The sequence below is a fragment of the Sneathiella marina genome, from assembly GCF_023746535.1.
Taxonomy (GTDB): Bacteria; Pseudomonadota; Alphaproteobacteria; order Sneathiellales; family Sneathiellaceae; genus Sneathiella; species Sneathiella marina.
In genome coordinates, this window is record NZ_CP098747.1 from 3,829,695 (window position 1) to 3,847,224 (window position 17,530).

At 48.7% G+C, this 17,530-nt stretch carries 20 protein-coding genes; 6 read left to right on the plus strand and 14 right to left on the minus strand.

The annotated features are described in order from the left end of the window. Nucleotides 1-5: 5 nt before the first annotated feature. The 3 genes from NBZ79_RS18510 to NBZ79_RS18520 all read right to left on the minus strand — a co-directional run bounded on the left by NBZ79_RS18510 (nt 6) and on the right by NBZ79_RS18520 (nt 2,677). Nucleotides 6-506, minus strand: coding sequence for a hypothetical protein (locus tag NBZ79_RS18510; RefSeq protein WP_251934139.1), 501 nt, complete (start codon nt 504-506; stop codon nt 6-8). Further along, complete coding sequence (locus NBZ79_RS18515) at nt 506-1,189, minus strand: EI24 domain-containing protein (RefSeq protein WP_251934140.1); 684 nt, start codon at nt 1,187-1,189, stop codon at nt 506-508. The genes NBZ79_RS18510 and NBZ79_RS18515 overlap by 1 nt, the downstream gene beginning before the upstream one ends. Nucleotides 1,190-1,273: 84 nt before the next feature. Next, a complete protein-coding gene (locus tag NBZ79_RS18520; protein WP_251934141.1) occupies nt 1,274-2,677 on the minus strand; it encodes an amidase in 1,404 nt (467 codons plus the stop codon). A 124-nt stretch (nt 2,678-2,801) separates the two neighbouring features. On the opposite strand from NBZ79_RS18520, the gene NBZ79_RS18525 reads away from it, so the two are divergent. After that, nucleotides 2,802-3,791, plus strand: a complete 990-nt coding sequence (locus NBZ79_RS18525) for an adenosine kinase (protein WP_251934142.1) — start codon at nt 2,802-2,804, stop codon at nt 3,789-3,791. Nucleotides 3,792-3,823: 32 nt separating this feature from the next. Next, on the plus strand, nt 3,824-5,530 hold the full coding sequence (locus NBZ79_RS18530) for an adenylate/guanylate cyclase domain-containing protein (RefSeq protein WP_251934143.1): 1,707 nt from the start codon (nt 3,824-3,826) through the stop codon (nt 5,528-5,530). A gap of 27 nt (nt 5,531-5,557) precedes the next feature. Here the strand turns inward: NBZ79_RS18530 and NBZ79_RS18535 are convergent, their stop codons facing one another. The 8 genes from NBZ79_RS18535 to NBZ79_RS18570 all read right to left on the minus strand — a co-directional run bounded on the left by NBZ79_RS18535 (nt 5,558) and on the right by NBZ79_RS18570 (nt 10,042). Continuing rightward, a complete protein-coding gene (locus NBZ79_RS18535; RefSeq protein WP_251934144.1) occupies nt 5,558-5,926 on the minus strand; it encodes a histidine triad nucleotide-binding protein in 369 nt (122 codons plus the stop codon). An 11-nt stretch (nt 5,927-5,937) separates the two neighbouring features. Beyond that, nucleotides 5,938-6,267 carry a phosphoribosyl-ATP diphosphatase gene (locus NBZ79_RS18540; protein ID WP_251934145.1) on the minus strand — a complete coding sequence of 110 codons (330 nt, stop codon included), beginning with the start codon at nt 6,265-6,267 and terminating at the stop codon, nt 5,938-5,940. A gap of 9 nt (nt 6,268-6,276) precedes the next feature. After that, the gene (gene hisF, locus NBZ79_RS18545) at nt 6,277-7,035 is read right to left on the minus strand and encodes an imidazole glycerol phosphate synthase subunit HisF (RefSeq protein ID WP_251934146.1); all 759 of its coding nucleotides are present in this window, start codon (nt 7,033-7,035) and stop codon (nt 6,277-6,279) included. Then, nucleotides 7,028-7,762 carry a 1-(5-phosphoribosyl)-5-[(5-phosphoribosylamino)methylideneamino]imidazole-4-carboxamide isomerase gene (hisA, locus tag NBZ79_RS18550; RefSeq protein WP_251934147.1) on the minus strand — a complete coding sequence of 245 codons (735 nt, stop codon included), beginning with the start codon at nt 7,760-7,762 and terminating at the stop codon, nt 7,028-7,030. The genes hisF and hisA overlap by 8 nt, the downstream gene beginning before the upstream one ends. Next, nucleotides 7,759-8,313: a GNAT family N-acetyltransferase gene (locus tag NBZ79_RS18555; protein ID WP_251934148.1), complete on the minus strand. Its 555-nt coding sequence runs from the start codon at nt 8,311-8,313 to the stop codon at nt 7,759-7,761. Before NBZ79_RS18555 ends, hisA begins: the two co-directional genes overlap by 4 nt. Next, complete coding sequence (gene hisH / locus NBZ79_RS18560; RefSeq protein WP_251934149.1) at nt 8,314-8,955, minus strand: imidazole glycerol phosphate synthase subunit HisH; 642 nt, start codon at nt 8,953-8,955, stop codon at nt 8,314-8,316. Between the two features lie 104 nt (nt 8,956-9,059). After that, on the minus strand, nt 9,060-9,659 hold the full coding sequence (gene hisB / locus NBZ79_RS18565; protein WP_251934150.1) for an imidazoleglycerol-phosphate dehydratase HisB: 600 nt from the start codon (nt 9,657-9,659) through the stop codon (nt 9,060-9,062). Nucleotides 9,660-9,766: 107 nt separating this feature from the next. Then, nucleotides 9,767-10,042 carry a hypothetical protein gene (locus tag NBZ79_RS18570; protein ID WP_251934151.1) on the minus strand — a complete coding sequence of 92 codons (276 nt, stop codon included), beginning with the start codon at nt 10,040-10,042 and terminating at the stop codon, nt 9,767-9,769. 183 nt (nt 10,043-10,225) lie between these two features. Here NBZ79_RS18570 and hslV point away from each other — a divergent pair, with 183 nt between their 5' ends. Together hslV and hslU are read left to right on the plus strand one after the other, a co-directional pair. Further along, complete coding sequence (hslV, locus tag NBZ79_RS18575) at nt 10,226-10,786, plus strand: ATP-dependent protease subunit HslV (protein ID WP_251934152.1); 561 nt, start codon at nt 10,226-10,228, stop codon at nt 10,784-10,786. Continuing rightward, entirely contained in the window at nt 10,779-12,089 is a 1,311-nt protein-coding gene (gene hslU / locus NBZ79_RS18580; RefSeq protein ID WP_251934153.1) for an ATP-dependent protease ATPase subunit HslU, read from the plus strand. The genes hslV and hslU overlap by 8 nt, the downstream gene beginning before the upstream one ends. 65 nt (nt 12,090-12,154) lie before the next feature. Here the strand turns inward: hslU and NBZ79_RS18585 are convergent, their stop codons facing one another. Then, entirely contained in the window at nt 12,155-12,910 is a 756-nt protein-coding gene (locus tag NBZ79_RS18585) for an enoyl-CoA hydratase/isomerase family protein (protein ID WP_251934154.1), read from the minus strand. Nucleotides 12,911-13,018: 108 nt separating this feature from the next. Between NBZ79_RS18585 and NBZ79_RS18590 the strand changes: the two genes are divergently transcribed. Then, nucleotides 13,019-13,870, plus strand: coding sequence for a class I SAM-dependent methyltransferase (locus NBZ79_RS18590; RefSeq protein ID WP_251934155.1), 852 nt, complete (start codon nt 13,019-13,021; stop codon nt 13,868-13,870). A 45-nt stretch (nt 13,871-13,915) separates the two neighbouring features. Continuing rightward, nucleotides 13,916-15,265 carry an adenylate/guanylate cyclase domain-containing protein gene (locus NBZ79_RS18595; protein ID WP_251934156.1) on the plus strand — a complete coding sequence of 450 codons (1,350 nt, stop codon included), beginning with the start codon at nt 13,916-13,918 and terminating at the stop codon, nt 15,263-15,265. A 14-nt stretch (nt 15,266-15,279) separates the two neighbouring features. On the opposite strand, the gene NBZ79_RS18600 is transcribed toward NBZ79_RS18595, so the two are convergent. Both NBZ79_RS18600 and NBZ79_RS18605 read right to left on the minus strand, forming a co-directional pair. Continuing rightward, on the minus strand, nt 15,280-16,464 hold the full coding sequence (locus NBZ79_RS18600; protein ID WP_251934157.1) for an ABC transporter permease: 1,185 nt from the start codon (nt 16,462-16,464) through the stop codon (nt 15,280-15,282). Then, entirely contained in the window at nt 16,461-17,489 is a 1,029-nt protein-coding gene (locus tag NBZ79_RS18605; RefSeq protein ID WP_256470250.1) for an ABC transporter permease, read from the minus strand. The genes NBZ79_RS18600 and NBZ79_RS18605 overlap by 4 nt, the downstream gene beginning before the upstream one ends. Between the last annotated feature and the right edge of the window lie 41 nt (nt 17,490-17,530).

Below are 17,530 nucleotides of genomic sequence, written 5' to 3' on the forward strand. Positions count from 1 at the left end.
ATTTTTCAAGATGTTCCACTTGCAGCGAACGCATCTTCAGCTCCGATTTCGCGAAGATAGTTATTGAAGCACAGCTTAGGATCCAGTTCTGATGCAGTCACCCTTTTTCGGCCATTTATGGAAATATGGCTGACTTTTAGCTGACCATCCGTCCGATCCGGATAGAAAAACAAATGCAGTGCACATTCCGGGACCAGGTATTGCCATACCTCCGCCGGATTATCGATGCGAAGCAAACTTGGCGCACCAAACACTTCCCGCACGTCAACGACCGATTGCCCGATCATAATTTCGGGCTCCAACAGAATTCGAGGCTTTGCAATCTCTACCGTTGGTGTCGCCGAAGGTTTCTGAACCAGTGCTTTTGGGGCCGCAGGCCCCTTACCTGCAACTGCCGGCTGGCTGGCTTTTTCCGGTAGAATAGAGCCGGAATTCGACACGCTGCTGTTCGATCCGCATGCAGAAAGAAACGTTGCCAGTGCAGCATAAATTATCAACAGCCGCATTAAGGAACCAAACTCACGCTTTTACTCCCCACGCGTTTTTTATACAGATGAACCATGGCAGCCGTGGCAACGATTGGCGTTATCAAATTTACAATTGGAATAGTGAGGCAAAAGGCGATAATCACGCCCAAAATGAATAATTCCGTCGATTTCGATTTGCGAAGCCGGGTGACATCATCAACATCATGATGACGAATAGCGACCATCTGAAAATATTCCCTCGAGATAAGATATCCGTTCAAAATATAGTACACAAACAAGTTGATGACGGGGATAAAGTAAAGGGGAAGTACGATAATGTTGCAAATGATGATCACAGCGAGAAACTTAACGGCATCCCAAATACTGGACATTATGGGGACATCATGTGCTTTCTCGTCGTTGGGATAATGCTTTTCTTCTACTGCATCTGAAATATCATCCAGAAACAGCCCAATCAGCGCACTGATAACCAGCGGAAACAGGAAAAACCCGCCAACAACGAAACCGAGACCGGTTAGTGCGCTCAGCACCGTATTGACCCACTCCCATTGAAAATTGGGAACATAGGAAGAAAAAACCGTCGTTGCACCCACGCCAAGCAAGAAAAAAATCACCACCGTCAGGGCCAGTGCTTTCAGTAAAACGGAGCGAAAAGCAGGATCGCCAAGCTGTCCGATAGCCAATGTTATCGCTGAATACACGTCACGCCCTCATATCTTTTTGATCTGGTCAGATTACGGATCATGTATGTTGTCTTCGCTTTCTGTGCAACAAGTTTAATTTTTTTAAGACGGAACTCTTGGCATAATGGGGACTTGGGAGGCAAAATCATGATCACGCTCGTATGCGTAAGCAGCCTGCAAGGCAATATCCTCGCGACTATTTGGCGCCATTATCTGTAACCCCACCGGCAATCCATCTTTGGTAAATCCGCACGGCACTGAAATCGTCGGACAGGCTGTATTCGTCAACAAATACGTCATCGACAGCCAGGTAAGGTAATTATCGAATTTTTGGCCGTTTACTTCTTCAATATATCGCAAGGAGTGATCGAAGGGCGGGACCATCACGGTCGGACATATCAGCAAATCATATTTACCGAAGAATTCCACGACGCTGTGATAAAGTGCCGCTTGGTCCCGAAGGGCCTTGCCAATATCCTCGGACGTGAGCTTCAATCCTTTTTCAACGTTCCAGATAAATTCTGGTTTTAACTGGTCACGGTGGCTTTCCAGTTTTGGGGCATGGGCAGCGGAAAACTGAGCGGCTCGCAACACATGAAACATTTCATCGCCATCTGACAAATCAAAACAATCTTCTTCAACACCAGCACAGTAATTTGTGAATTCCTTTGCGGCAGCAGCACAAATGTCGGCAACTTCCGGATCAATGGGACAGACACCAAGATCGGGGCTATAGGCAACTCTGCCGAATTTTGGAACTGATTTCAGGCATTCTACATAGGACGTTTGAGGCGCTGGTAAACTACCGGGATCGGCCATATGCTCTCCCACCATCATATCCAACATCAATGCGACATCAGGCACGTTCCGGGCCATCGGCCCTTCAACGGCATTTAGTCCAAATGGCAGGCCGGAAGGGCCGTGAGGTATCCGCTTGGGTGAAGGCCGTAGCCCGACCACACCGGAAAAGCTGGCGGGGATACGCAGGCTTCCACCATAGTCACTTCCTTGTGCAAGCCAGACCTGTCCGGCCGCCAGCGACGCCGCCGATCCGCCGGATGAACCGCCCGGTGTTTTGGAACTGTTCCACGGATTGGTTGTCGTACCAAACACTTCATTAAATGTTTGCGCGCCGGCCCCAAATTCCGGTGTATTGGCTTTTGCCACGACAACACCGCCACGCTCTTCCAGCCGCTCCACCATCAAATCAGAATGGGTTGCAATCTGATCTGTATAAATTGTCGACCCCATCGTAAAGCGAACGCCTTTTACCGGTGTCAGATCCTTGATGGCAATGGGAAGACCATGCAGATGATGATCCGGGCGATCTGATAGAGACTCTTTTGACAATGCATCGGCATGCTGGCGCGCACGGTCAAAACATAGGGTTGGCAAGGCATTTACCGTATCATCAGTTTCCGAAATACGCTTTTCTGACGCATCGATTAACTCATGCGGGGATACCTCTCCCGCTTTGAGCAGTGCCACAACTTCTGTCGCGGTCATTTTTACTAAATCTGTCATATTGTATTGATGGCAAAAAACAGCGGCTTTGTACAGCCTTCCCTTGCTCGAAACGCCGCAAGCTCTATACTCGCCCCGTCCTGATTATTGAGTAACGAGAAATTTTATGACGTCCCAAAAGTTTGACACCACCTGCATTGGAAATGCCATCGTTGACGTTATTGGAAAAACCGATGACAAGTTTCTGGCAGATGAAGGCCTGACGAAAAACGCCATGATGCTGATCGATAAGGATCGTGCAGAAGACTTATATGGCAAAATGCAATCTTCATTGGAAATGTCCGGTGGCTCGGCCGGCAACACGGCAGCAGGTATCGCTTCACTTGGCGGCAAAAGCGCGTATATCGGAAAAGTACGGGATGATCAGCTGGGAGAAATATTCAGCCATGATATTCAGGCAATCGGCGTTACATTCGAAACGGCAAAAAGCACAAATGGCGCGGCAACAGCCAGATGCCTTGTGCTTGTAACACCCGACGCTCATCGGACTATGAATACTTATCTGGGCGCCTGTATCGAGCTCGGCCCGGAAGATATTGATCCGGATATGATTGCGTCCTCAAAAGTAACATATATGGAGGGTTATCTTTGGGATCCGGAACAGGGAAAAGAAGCCTTTCGAAAAGCCGCCGCCATTTCTCATTCAGCAAATCAACAGGTAGCGCTCACGCTTTCCGATAGTTTTTGTGTCGATCGATATAGAGATGAGTTTAAAGAATTTATTCAACAAGGCGTCGACATCCTTTTCGCCAACGAGGATGAAGTTAAATCCCTCTATCAGACAGACAGTTTCGACGAGGCCATGGATGCAGTTCGAAACCAGGTCGACATTGCCTGCTTGACACGAAGCGAAAAGGGATCTGTGATCGTCAATGGCGGTGACACACATGAAATATCGGCAGAAAAGAATGTCGAGGTCGTGGATACAACAGGTGCAGGAGATCTTTTCGCCGCCGGCTTCTTGTTTGGATATACAAATGGGCGAAATTTATATGATAGCGGCCGGATCGGATCTATTGCCGCTGCAGAGATCATCAGCCATTATGGTGCACGGCCTGCTGTAAATCTTCAGGATTTAATTGCGAGCAAAATGTAAAATATGGGAGCGTCCCACCCTATGACCGATAGATGACTGCGACGAGCATCATAAAAGCAGCCCGAAAACCTTTGAAACGGTTTTTTACAGTCGGCCGTTTGCGTCTGGTGAGCGGACTGGTACTGATGGTGTTTCTTACCGGTCACCTACTCAATCATTCTTTGGGGCTTATTTCACTTAATGCCATGGAAATCGGCAGGGTAGTCTTTCTTGACATCTGGCGGAGCCTGCCGGGAACCATTCTGCTGATCGCCGCGATTGCCGTTCATATGATCTTGGTGTTTGCCAAGATGCTATCAATCCATTCCTATCGTCGGCTACCTGCCCGTGAAATCATACAGATCGTCATGGGCTTCGCCATACCACCCCTGATCCTTTTACATATTGTCGGCACCCGGGTTGTGCATGAGATTTACGGCATAGATGACAGCTACGCCTTCGTATTGTTCAGCCTGTGGGTCGCCACGCCGCTGCAAGCCCTGTTGCAAAGCGCGGCCTTGATTTTCGCCTGGGTGCATGGCTGCCTTGGCGTCCATTTCTGGTTACGGTTGAAGCCATGGTACAGCTCAGCGTTCCCGATCTTATACAGTCTCTCCCTAGCATTACCGATACTGGCGCTAACAGGATTTATCAATGGCGCCAACGAAGTAGAAGATCTGTTTTCAGATGCCGCCTGGAGAACTGCTTTTTTTGCGGAAATGAACCTGCCAGAGGGCCTGGTCGGTTGGGCATATGGGATCCGCGACCAAGGGCTGCGCCTTATGATCGTCGGCCTGGTCCTGTTGGGGGCAAGCCGATTATTCTGGATCGCTCATTTTAAGCGAAAGAAGCTGATTACGGTTTCCTACCCGGATGGTAAAACCGTTTCCGCACCTCCTGGAATTACTGTTCTCGAGGCAAGCAACCTTGGTAATATTCCACATGCTTCTGTTTGTGGCGGGCGGGGTCGTTGCTCAACTTGCCGGATCAGAGTCATTGAGGGAGAAATGGATCTGGAACCGCCAAGCGAACGAGAAGCTGCGGTTCTTAAGCGCGTCGGTGCCGTTGACGGGACCCGGCTCGCCTGTCAGGTAAAACCTGCCACGGATATCTCCGTGGTCCCGCTCCTTCCCGCCAAATCCACGCCGCAGCAGGGATTTAATCAGCCAGGCTATCTGCATGGGCAGGAAAAGGAAATTGCCATCCTGTTTGCTGACTTAAGGTCCTTTACCAAATTCTCAGAACAAAAACTTCCTTATGACGTTGTTTTCGTGATCAACCAGTATTTTCGTCACATGGGAGAAGCGATTGAAGCGAGCGGCGGCCATCTTGACAAGTTTATTGGTGACGGTGTGATGGCCTTGTTCGGGTTAGACGACACTCCTGAAATCGCAAGCCAGAAAGCACTTGATGCCGCAATGGCCATGGCAGCCGAGCTTGAGATAATGAACAGCAACCTTAAGTCCGACTTACCCAGCCCTCTTCGAATCGGGATTGGACTGCATTTGGGTCAAGTAATTGTCGGCAAGATGGGGTATGGCAACGCCACCTCCATCACAGCCATTGGTGACGCGGTCAATACGGCAAGCCGTCTTGAAACCATGAACAAAGAATTTTCAAGCCAGCTTATATTCTCGAGCGAGCTCGCCAAACGATCCGGTCGAGATTTTTCCAATATACGTTCTGAAGAAGTGATGGTGCGCGGTCGCGAAGAGACCATCGCAATCTACGTAGTAGAAGACGCCAAAATCATGACCTAACGTCGCTAAAATAACGAACGCTGGAGGCTACATGCCGCGGGCCATGCTTCCTTCCTTGATTTTCTGGCCGCCCATAATATGCACATGAAAATGTGGAACCAGCTGACCGGCGTTTGGCCCGTTATTGGAGACTACTCTGTACCCGTTCTCATCAAGACCGAGGTTTCGGGCAATTTCACCGACTTTTTTAAAGAAATTCCCTATTTCCTCGGCCGTTCCATTTGCGGAAAAATCATCCATATCCACATAAGGACGTTTTGGAATAACCAAAACATGTATCGGTGTCTTCGGGGCTATGTCGTTGAAAGCGAGAATACTCTCGTCTTCAAATACAGTTGCATTAGGAATTTCTCCGCGTAGTATTTTTGCAAAAATATTTTCGTCGTCATAAGCCATTTTTATATCTTTCATTTCGTCGAACGAGCTGCTTTTTCGGCCAAACCCGACAAACCTTCCCGATCCGCCAATCTGGCATATATTTCTGCAGGATCAACCCCGGCATCCGCCCACAGAACACACAAATGATAGAGTAAATCCGCACTTTCTGAAATAATCTCTTCCCGATCCTTCAAGACCGCCCCGATGGCGAGTTCAACAGCTTCCTCGCCGACCTTCTGAGCTATTTTTTTCGACCCTTTACTATATAGCTTTGCCGTATAAGAGCTGTTTGGGTCCGCACCCTTCCGACTTAAAACCGTCGCATGGAGTCTATCGAGTATATGGGCACCATTTGACATTTTTGCCTCCTAGAGTCGAACCGCAATGCCGGCATCTTGCATTGCCTGCTTTGCTTCACCAATAGTAAATTCACCAAAATGGAAGATAGATGCCGCCAACACAGCCGTTGCATGTCCTTCCCGAATGCCTTCTGCCAAATGATCGAGTGTCCCCACGCCGCCAGAGGCAATCACCGGGACAGAAACAGCATCAGCAATCGCGCTCGTCAAAGGAATATTAAACCCCGAGCGCGTCCCATCCCTGTCCATTGATGTCAAAAGTATTTCACCCGCACCGTATTCAGCCATACGCTGCGCCCACTCTACGGCGTCAATCCCTGTTTCTTCTCGACCACCGTGAGTAAAGATCTCAAATTTTCCTGGCTTCGTTTGTTTGGCATCGATGGCAACAACAATACATTGATTGCCAAACTGCATGGCCGCCTCACGGACCAGTTCCGGACGGGTTACAGCCGCACTATTAATGGATACCTTGTCGGCGCCAGCCAATAATAATTTTCGGACATCTTCCACTTGCCGGACACCGCCGCCGACTGTGAGCGGCATAAAACATTGTTCCGCTGTGCGATTTACCACATCATAAATTGTATCACGGTTGTCAGACGTCGCCGTGATATCCAGAAAACACAGCTCATCTGCACCCTGGGCATCATATATTCGAGCCTGCTCAACAGGATCACCGGCGTCAATCAGATCTACAAAATTGACGCCTTTTACCACCCGGCCATCTTTGACGTCCAGACAGGGTATAACCCGAGATTTAAGCATGTTCACCCCGGACAAGCGCCATCGCTTCACCTGGGTCAATCCGGCCATCATACAGGGCCCTACCAATAATAACGCCTTCAATACCGCTATCTGTATGGGTTAAGAGACCTTCAATATCAGCGATAGAAGCCACCCCGCCGGATGCGATAACCGGAATATTTATTGCATCGGCCAAAGCACGTGTTGCTTCCAGATTGACGCCTTGCAATGCGCCATCTCGATCAATATCGGTATAGATTATAGCTTCAACGCCAACATCTTCAAATTTCCGGGCGAGGTCGAGGGCGGTTGTTTCGCTCGTCTCCGCCCATCCTTCAACGGCAACGCGACCGTCTCGCGCGTCAATACCAACAGCAATATGGCCAGGAAAGGCCCTACAAGCGTCAACAACCATCGCTGGATCACGAAGCGCTACAGTGCCCAAAATCACTCGTTTGAGGCCTTTTTGCAGCCACATATCAATCGTCGCAAGATCTCGAATTCCACCGCCCAGCTGAACGGGAACATCCGTCGCGGACAATATATTTTCGACAGCTGACGCATTAACGGGTTTACCCTCAAAGGCCCCATTTAGGTCAACCAGATGCAACCGGTTGAAACCTGCATCCTTGAAACTGCGCGCCTGGTCGGCTGGATCATTGTTGAATATGGTTGCGGCGTCCATTTCACCCCGCAATAATCGCACACAGTTTCCGTCCTTTAGATCAATAGCTGGATAAATATTCATGCTGGCTCGACCATCCCGAGATCTTTTTTATAGTAATAGCCATCGACAAATTTTACACCGTTCCATGCATATTTTTCTTTGACCGCCCAGCGTTCATACCCATTATTTTCCAGCAAGGATATTGCTGCGGATTGAGTCTCACGTACATCAACCTCCAGGATTTTGAAATCCTGTGCAATGGCACTTTGCTCAATAACCGCCAACAGCCCTATGGCCAAACCGTGCCCTCGCGCGTAGGGGGCAATAAAAAATGTCGCGACTTGAGCAATATGCCCACTCGCTTCATTGTTTGAAAATGGCTTCACCAGTTGACCCGACCCGACAATCCGACCTTCAAAGCGGGCGCAATAAAGCTCTCGAACGGGAACAATCAGAACCCCTTTCCAGAAAGCTTCCTGAACGGCACGCCGTGGCGGCGTTAGCCAACCAAATCCATTTCCATCGATAATGGCCTGGTCTGCGGCATCACATAGATCATCGAGATCTGACTGCTCAAATTCATTTATTGTTTCAATAACTGGCTGGCTGATTGTTCTGCTATTCTCAGACATTTAGGGCTTCCATTTCAGAAAATTGGTAATCAAGGTGAGTCCTGTTTCCTGGCTTTTCTCGGGGTGAAATTGAGTTCCAATCATATTATCGCGTCCAATAATCGCTGTCACGTCACCACCGTATTCAACGCGTGCCAAAACATGCCCCGGGTTTGCAGTGGTCATTTGGTAACTATGCACAAAATACGTATGTTGGCCGTTTTCCATACCGTCAAAGAGTGGGTGTGTCGACTGAAGTGAAAGTTCATTCCAACCCATATGCGGAATTTTCAAGGAAGGATCCGTCGGGGCAAGTTTGACGACATCACCGGCAATCCAATCGAAACCCTCGGTTACCCCATATTCGATTCCCCGCGTTGCCATTAGCTGCATACCTACGCAAATACCGAAAAACGGCCTGCCTTTTTCTATAACGGCATCAACCAGGGCTTCTTCCATACCCCTTACTGCATTCAGGCCAGATTTACAGGCTTTAAAAGCCCCAACACCCGGAAGGACAATTCGATCCGCGTGACGAACCCTGCTAGGGTCGCGTGTCACCACGATTTCCATGTCAAGGTCCGCTTCACTGACGGATCGCTCAAACGCTTTCGCGGCAGATCGCAAATTGCCCGAACCGTAATCAATTATTACTGTTTCCATAATAAACTTAATTCCGCAAATAGATCACTACAATGATCCCAATTTTGGCTGAGAATCAAAAGAATCACGCCTGTCCAGAGTGCATAAAATCGAGACGATATAATTTACAGGCTTCCGCCCAGCACACCTTTGGTCGACGGGACAGCATCAGATCGGCGAGCATCAATTTCCACCGCATCTCGCAAGGACCGGGCCAAAGCCTTGAAACAACTCTCGATAATATGGTGATTGTTTTCACCGTAGAGATTTTCAACATGCAAAGTAATACCAGCCGCCTGCGCAAAGGCTTGGAACCACTCTTTAAACAACTCGGTGTCCATGTCGCCTAGTTTATCCCGGCTAAACGCGACGTTCCAGATAAGATACGGGCGATTTGATACATCGAGGGCAACCCTTGTCAGCGTTTCATCCATGGGGATGAGCGCGGAAGCATACCGACGAATTCCCTTCAAATCCCCAATCGCCTGCGAAAACGCTTCGCCTATGGCGATACCTGTATCTTCTGTCGTATGATGGAAATCAATATGAAGATCACCGGTTGCCCGGACTTTAAGATCCATCAGACTATGGCGCGATAGTTGCTCCAGCATATGATCAAGAAAGCCTATACCAGTCTGGACATCATAGGTTCCCGTACCATCAAGATCCAACCAAACCTCAATCTCGGTCTCTTTTGTTGCCCGTTTTACACTACCTTCACGCATAACTTATCCTTCCAGGCCATCAATCATTCCGAACCTTTGGCGACGATATAGCAGTATCAGGACAGAATTCCAAGCAATAGAGAGATTTTGCAGTCAATGTGCCTGCCTTAGATGAGGATCTCTTCTTTCTCCTTCGTTCCAAACGAGCCAGCACTTCCTGCACCATCGGAATGATTGTCCTGTGTACCTGCTGTAGAGGCGTCCCTTTTGATCAATTTTTCGGCGAGATTCAGCGCAAATTCTATTCGCTCTGCTAGCTCTTCGAGCTCTTTGTACCTGTCATTTTGTGCATCTACCAAAATATAACTAAGTATTTCAAAAATCGCGCGAAGATTAGAGGCGCTATCTTCTTCAAGGCCGGTTCGGTTATCCGGGTTATTCATCGAAACTTTCCCTCCAAATCATGGTCATTACCGAAATAAGGACGCGCTCCATCAGTAAATGTGAACTTCCTATTGGTGAAAAGTAGATGTTTATGCCGGGTTGGCGCCTTTGCATCTTGACCCTCGCGTTAAAATGGTTACATCGTCTTGGACGAGTAAATGAACTTAACAAAAGAAATAATCATGTCTGAAAATCCACCAAGCTGGCGCGGAACAACCATTTTATCGGTTCGTAAGAACGGAACTGTCGTTGTCGCCGGAGATGGCCAGGTTTCTCTCGGTCAAACTGTCATCAAAGGAAATGCCCGTAAAGTGCGCCGTATTGGCGCCGCTCAGGATGTTATTGTCGGTTTTGCCGGCGCGACAGCAGATGCGTTTACGTTGTTTGAGCGCCTGGAAGGAAAGCTGGAGCAGCATCCGGGAAACTTGACCCGTGCCTGCGTTGAACTCGCAAAGGATTGGCGCACGGATAAATATCTGCGCCGTTTGGAAGCAATGATGGCTGTAGCAGATGCCACCACATCCTTGATTCTGACCGGCAACGGAGATGTTCTGGAGCCGGAAGATGGTATTATCGCCATTGGTTCCGGAGGCAACTTTGCGTTGGCCGCCGCCAGAGCGTTGGTTGACCTTGATGATATGGAAGCCGAGGATATTGCAAGAAGATCCCTGAAAATTGCTGCAGAAATCTGCGTCTATACGAACGAAAATTTAATTGTTGAAAGTATCCAAAATAATGTCTGACTTATCACCACGTGAAATAGTTTATGAACTAGATCGCCATATCATTGGACAGGCTGACGCGAAACGGTCCGTTTCGATTGCTTTGCGTAATCGCTGGCGCCGTCAGCAACTCCCTGAAGACATGCGTGAAGAGGTGCTTCCAAAGAATATTTTGATGATCGGACCCACAGGTGTTGGTAAAACCGAAATTTCGCGGCGATTGGCAAAGCTTGCCCATGCGCCCTTTTTGAAAGTTGAAGCCACAAAATTCACTGAAGTCGGGTATGTTGGACGGGATGTCGAACAAATTGTGCGCGATCTTATTGAAATTGCCCTCAACATGGTCCGCGATGATCAGCGGGAACAAGTTGTTGCCAAGGCAGAGCTTGCAGCTGAGGAACGTGTCCTCAATGCATTAGTCGGTGAAAAATCTTCGTCAGATACCCGCCAAAAATTTCGCAAAATGCTGAGAGAAGGCGAGCTCGACGATAAGGAAATAGAGCTTGAGCTCCTTGATACCGGAAGCTCCGGAATGCCTACATTTGATATTCCGGGAATGCCGGGCGCGCAAATGGGCATGCTCAATATCAACGACATGCTGGGTAAGTTAGGCGGTCCGCGGACGAAATCCCGTAAGCTAACTGTCAAGGATAGCTACAAACTCCTGATCGACGAGGAAAGCGATAAGCTGCTGGATGAGGAAGGTGTCGTTCGCGAAGCTATTTCGCTTGTCGAAAATAACGGAATTGTTTTTCTGGATGAGATCGACAAGATCTGTGCACGCAGTGATCGACAAGGGGCGGACGTCAGCCGCGAGGGTGTCCAACGCGATCTGCTGCCCCTTATTGAAGGAACAATTGTCAGCACCAAATACGGGACAATTCGAACCGATCATATCCTTTTTATCGCTTCCGGCGCATTTCATATCGCCAAACCCTCCGATCTTCTGCCGGAACTTCAAGGCAGGCTTCCAATCCGCGTTGAGTTGCGGGCACTGACGAAAGAGGATTTCAAGCGCATTTTAACGGAGCCTGAAGCAAGCCTGATAAAACAGTATGTCGCTTTATTGGAAACAGAAGAAGTTGCTCTCAATTTCAAGGATGACGCCATCGAGGAGATTGCAACCATCTCCGCCGATGTCAACGCAGCTGTGGAGAACATCGGCGCCCGTAGGCTGCACACCGTTCTTGAACGCGTCCTGGAGGAAATCAGCTTTACGGCTTCTGACAAGAGCGGCGTAACAGTAGATATTGACGCCGCTTACGTCCGAGAGCATTTAGGTGAATTGACAACAAACATGGATCTCTCGAAATTTATTCTCTAGGCGCTATATTCACATTGACGCCGGATGGAAATGGTATCCATCCGGTAAAATCCATAAGGAAAAATTCAGGTTCCAGTGAAATTTGCGACCCGTTTTTCTGCCAACGCCTGTCGCCCTTCCGTAAAATCATTGGATTGCAAACAGGCTTTTTGCGCGGCGCGGGCCTTTACCATATCAAGTTCCCCGCGAGCAATGTCGTTTAACGTCTCTTTCATTCCCCTTAAACTCAATGGTGCGAGTGACGATATTGAATCAGCCAATTGGGTTGTCCGCACATCCAATTCTGACGGATCAACCAGATAATCCAAAAAACCGATGGCCTTTAATTCTTCTGCAGACATTTTTTCGCACGCCAGAAAAAACCGTTTCGCTGGACCAAGGCCAAGCCGTGCGACAGCCCGGGCCAGACCCGTTGGTGGGTAATGGATACCAATACGAGCTGGTGGAATAAAGCAGCTCATTCCAGTGACACCAATCCTAAAATCACAAGACATGGCTAAATCCGCACCCCCACCGTAAACACCCCCGTTCAATGCGCAAATCGTCGGAAAAGGAAGAGTTTCAACAATATTCGTCAGCATTTCCAAGGGGTTTTCATCAAAATTATAGCGCCCCAATTCTCCAAGATCAGCGCCAGCGCAAAAGCTCTTCCCGGTTCCGGTGAGGATAGCGACCCGCAAGTCGGCATTATCCGTTTGCTTTTCCAGCGCCTCGCGTAACCCCATCATTGTCGTCGGTGATAGAATATTATGCTGTTCAGGATTATCCAGTCGCACTGTTAGAGTGGTATTTTCAACGTTGATATGAAAAGATGTGCTCATGGTCCGCGGTCCTGCTTTCTTATTATTAAGGTATTCGCTTGACCATATAAGGTTGAAAGAGAATGTACCACGAGAAATGAAATTCGGGTCGATTAAGGTTGAACAGTCATGAGTATGCGTCGTCTTCGAATGGGATTAAACACTATCTTAGGATATCAGAAGCAAGGATTTTTTATTCCATATCGATATGCCGATAGTTTGCCCAGCGCCGGCAATCGCGGTCCGTACAGCCAAATTGACGCATTTATGAAGGAAAAAGAGCCGGAATTCCTCAGCTGCCTGAAATCCCTTGACCAATATAAATCAACATTTTCCGCTTTCGGCCAACAGCCGCCGCCTGCCCCCCGCTGGGAGCAGGACTGGTTTCCCAGGTTAGATGCCGCCGTTGCTTACGGAATAGTTCGCAGCCATCACCCTACCCGCATCATCGAGGTAGGATCCGGGCATTCGACGCGTTTTATGATGCAAGCAATTCAAGATGGGTCTCTTTCAACCAAATTCACGTCCATTGACCCGGCGCCTCGCGCAACCATTGAAACGCTTCCTATCGAAGTTGTACGCGATACTGTGCAGCAAGCACCGATTGATTTATTTTCGGATTTGCGTTCGGGAGATATTCTTTTTATCGACTCCAGCCATATTTCCATGCCTGGGTCAGATGTAGATCTCCTCTTTCTCGAAATCCTGCCGCGCCTCCCTGCTGGTATTCTCATCCATATTCACGATATTTTTCTCCCCGACGATTATCCCGAACATTGGGATTGGCGCGGATATAACGAACAACAGGCAATTGCGCCTTATTTCCTGGGAGGAGGATATGATGTCGTTTTCTCAAGCGCTTATGTTACAAGTCGTATGAAGGCTGTCTTTGACGCATCCTTTATTTCGAAGCTACCAATAAGGGGCGGGGCTGTAGAAACAAGTTTATGGCTACGGAAAAACAAGATCACGGATATATGACTTCTTGTGTGTTCAAATTAAGCGATTAAGGCGCATATTCCGAACATGTGGCAACAAGTAAAAAAAACAATCCTAGGGGATGAAATCCAAGGGCAGCTCCCTGGTCGGGTGAAAGACGCGATTGAGCGTCAACAAACTCAGTCGGAGATATTGATTGCCTGGGTACAGGTATTTATCGTCCTGACCTTTTCGACGCTCTACGGTCTGTCGCCGAAAACTTTTTCATCGGACGCCATGTTCGCACCTGTCCCCTATGCTCTTGCAGCTTATGGCATATTCACATTGTTCCGGCTCGCACTTGCTTATTCCGGCCGGGTTGGGCCGGTATTTCTTTCTCTGTCCGTTGTCGCAGACATGGTTTTGCTGATGTTTCTCATTTGGAGCTTTCATGTCCAGTATGAACAACCGGCGTCTTTCTATCTGAAATCTCCGACTCTTCTGTATGTTTTCATTTTCATTGCCCTTCGTGCCTTGCGTTTTGAGGCAGCCTACGTGTTGTTGGCTGGCGCCTCGGCGGCCATTGGTTGGATGATCCTGCTCGGCTATGCCGTTTTCTTTGATGATGGTATGACCAATGTTACCCGAGATTACGTCGTCTATACGATGTCTCACAAAATACTTCTGGGAGCGGAGTTTGACAAAGTCATTAGTATTGTCGTTGTCACATTAATCTTGGCCCTGGTCATTGTCAGGGGCCGCAAGCTTTTGATAAATTCTGTCGCACAAGCCACGGCAGCCGAAGATTTATCCAGGTTCTTCTCTCCCGAAATTGCCGATCAGATAACCCATTCAGAAGGCTGGATCGAACCTGGTAAAGGGGAAGCACGGACCGCGGCAATTCTACATTGCGATTTACAGGGTTTCACAAAGCTGTCCATGGAAAGGCCGGCCAATGAAGTCATCTCGCTATTGGCGGAGTATCAGTCCCGAATGGTGCCGGTAATTCAACGGCATGGCGGAACCATCGATAAATTCCTCGGGGATGGTATTTTAGCCACCTTTGGCGCAGCCGTATCTACAGATCATTACGCCGCAGATTGTCTTCGGGCGATGGAAGATCTCGTGGATGAAGCCGGGCATTGGTCTCGAGATCGTGAGGAAGAGGGTAAACTCGCCATGACAATTCGGTTCACTTCCGCCGTTGGCCCCATTGTTTTTGGCGCTGTGGGCGATGACAGTAGACTGGAATACACCGTCATTGGAGAGCCGGTAAATCTTGCGGCCAAATTGGACAAACATGCCAAAGATGAAAAGGCCAACGCGGTCACCACGCGCGGCGCTGTCGATGCGGCTCAATTACAGGGCTATCTGCCGCGCGCGCATTTGGAAACACGAAAAAGCCGATCCGTAGAGGGGGTTAGCGGAACAGTGGACCTCGTTATTATATCCCCTTAAATTGCCTGGTATGCTTACTTGTAAGGATCTGCGGCATCACGCAATCCATCCCCCAAGAAATTGAACGCCAGGACAACCAGGATCACCGGTACCACGGGGTAAATCAGCCACGGCGTCGTCGCCACCGCGTTGATATTGGTCGTTTCATTCAACAACACACCCCACGAAGTAATGGGCGGTCGCAATCCGAGGCCTAAGAAGGACAAAGCCGTTTCCCCCAGAATCATACTTGGCACCGCAAGGCTGGCGCTGGCAATCAAATGGCTGGCGAAGGAGGGCAATAAGTGACGTCCGATAATCCGTTGCGGCGGGGCACCCATAAGCTGCGCTGCCGTACAGAAATCCTCTTCCCGAAGCGACAGGAATTTCGATCTTACAGCACGCGCCAAGCCCGGCCAATCAAGCAACCCGAGAATTACTGTCAGCCCAAAGAATACCAGAATGGGCGACCAAGTGACCGGTAGAGCCGCCGATAGTGCAAGCCAAAGCGGCAGTTGCGGAATAGATTTCAATAGCTCTATGGTCCGCTGAATAACATTATCGATCCAGCCGCCATAATATCCCGATATTCCGCCGAGAATAATACCAAGCGTAAAACTGATAATAATTCCGATAAGCCCAATGGTCAGGGAAATCCGCGTTCCATAGATTATCCGCGACAGAATATCCCTGCCTAGCCGATCCGTTCCCAGCCAGAAGAAAGTCGCTCTTTTTTTATCTGCTGCACAAACCAAATGCGACGAGGCATTAAATAGTCCCCAGAATTTATATTCATCCCCGGAACAGAAAAAGCGCAAAGGATAGACCTGTTTATGATTTATCTGATACTCCCTTTTCAGGGTCTCACGGTTGAGCTTTTGTTTATAACCGTAAACAAACGGTCCAACAAATTCCCCTTCATGGAATAAATGAATGGCCTGCGGCGGGGCAAATATAAATTTCGTATTTCTACCATGCAAGTCATAGGGCGCCAGAAACTCGGATATCAAAATCGAAAGGTAAAAAAGCAACAATATAATGCCGCTGATCACCGCCACGCGATGGCGGCGGAACTTCCACCACATCATCTGCCATTGAGACGCCATGTAAAAGCGTTCCTGCTCCGGCGACAGGGCTTCGACTGAATAGGGGTCAAACGGTTCGTCAGAATGCCAATGTTCTAACGGTTGTTCTTTGTTTGAACCGGTAGTGTCCGTCATTTCGTCGCCCCCCCTGACAGTCGAATACGCGGATCCAGAACCGCGAGGAGCACATCCGAGACAAACATGCCAATAACCGTTAATAATGCCAGGAACATCAAAAGTGAACCAGCCATATACTGATCCTGGTTTTGCAATGCTTCAAGCAACAATGGACCGACGGTCGGTAAACTCAAAACCATGCTGACGATCACTGATCCGGAAATAACATCCGGTAAAAGATTACCGATATCAGCAATAAACGGATTGAGCGACATGCGGATTGGATATTTGACCAGAGCTTTTAGTCTCGGCACACCCTTGGCACGTGCAGTGGTCACATATTGTTTTTGCAATTCATCCAGTAAATTTGCCCGCAATCGCCTAATCATGGACGCTGTGCCACTCGTTCCAATGACGATAACCGGAATCAACATATGATCCATGATTGACAGGGCTTTATCAAATGACCATGGCTGATCGACATACTTGTCATCCATAAGCCCGCCAATGGAAATGCCAAAATACACATTTGCATAATACAGAAGCACCATGGCCAGCAAAAAGTTGGGCGTCGCCAGTCCCAGATAGCCGACAAGCGTAAATCCGTAGTCGCCAATGGAATATTGCCGCGTTGCCGAATATACCCCGATGGGAAAGGCGACAATATAAATGAAGACAATCGTCGAGAAATTGATCAGGAAAGATAAACCAAGCCGATCGCCGATAACTTCTCGCACCGGCAGATCATATGCGAAAGATTGACCCCAGTCTCCCTGTATCATACCTGAAAAACCATTCGGGCCGGGCCAGAACCCCATCCAGATGGCATATTGTTCTATGAGTGGTTTATCTAGCGAATATTGCTCCCTGTAAAAGGCTATTTTCGCGAGGGCAGAGGCCGATTCACCTTGCGATTTTAGTTCTTCGAGCTGATTAGACAGATAGTCGCCCGGCGGCAACTGAATGATAATAAACGTCAGAATACTGATTACCAACAAGGTCGGTATCATAACCAGTACTCTGTGTACAAAGTAAGTAAACATTCAGCCCCGCTCTATGAGGTGCCGACTTCGTGTCGGTTCAA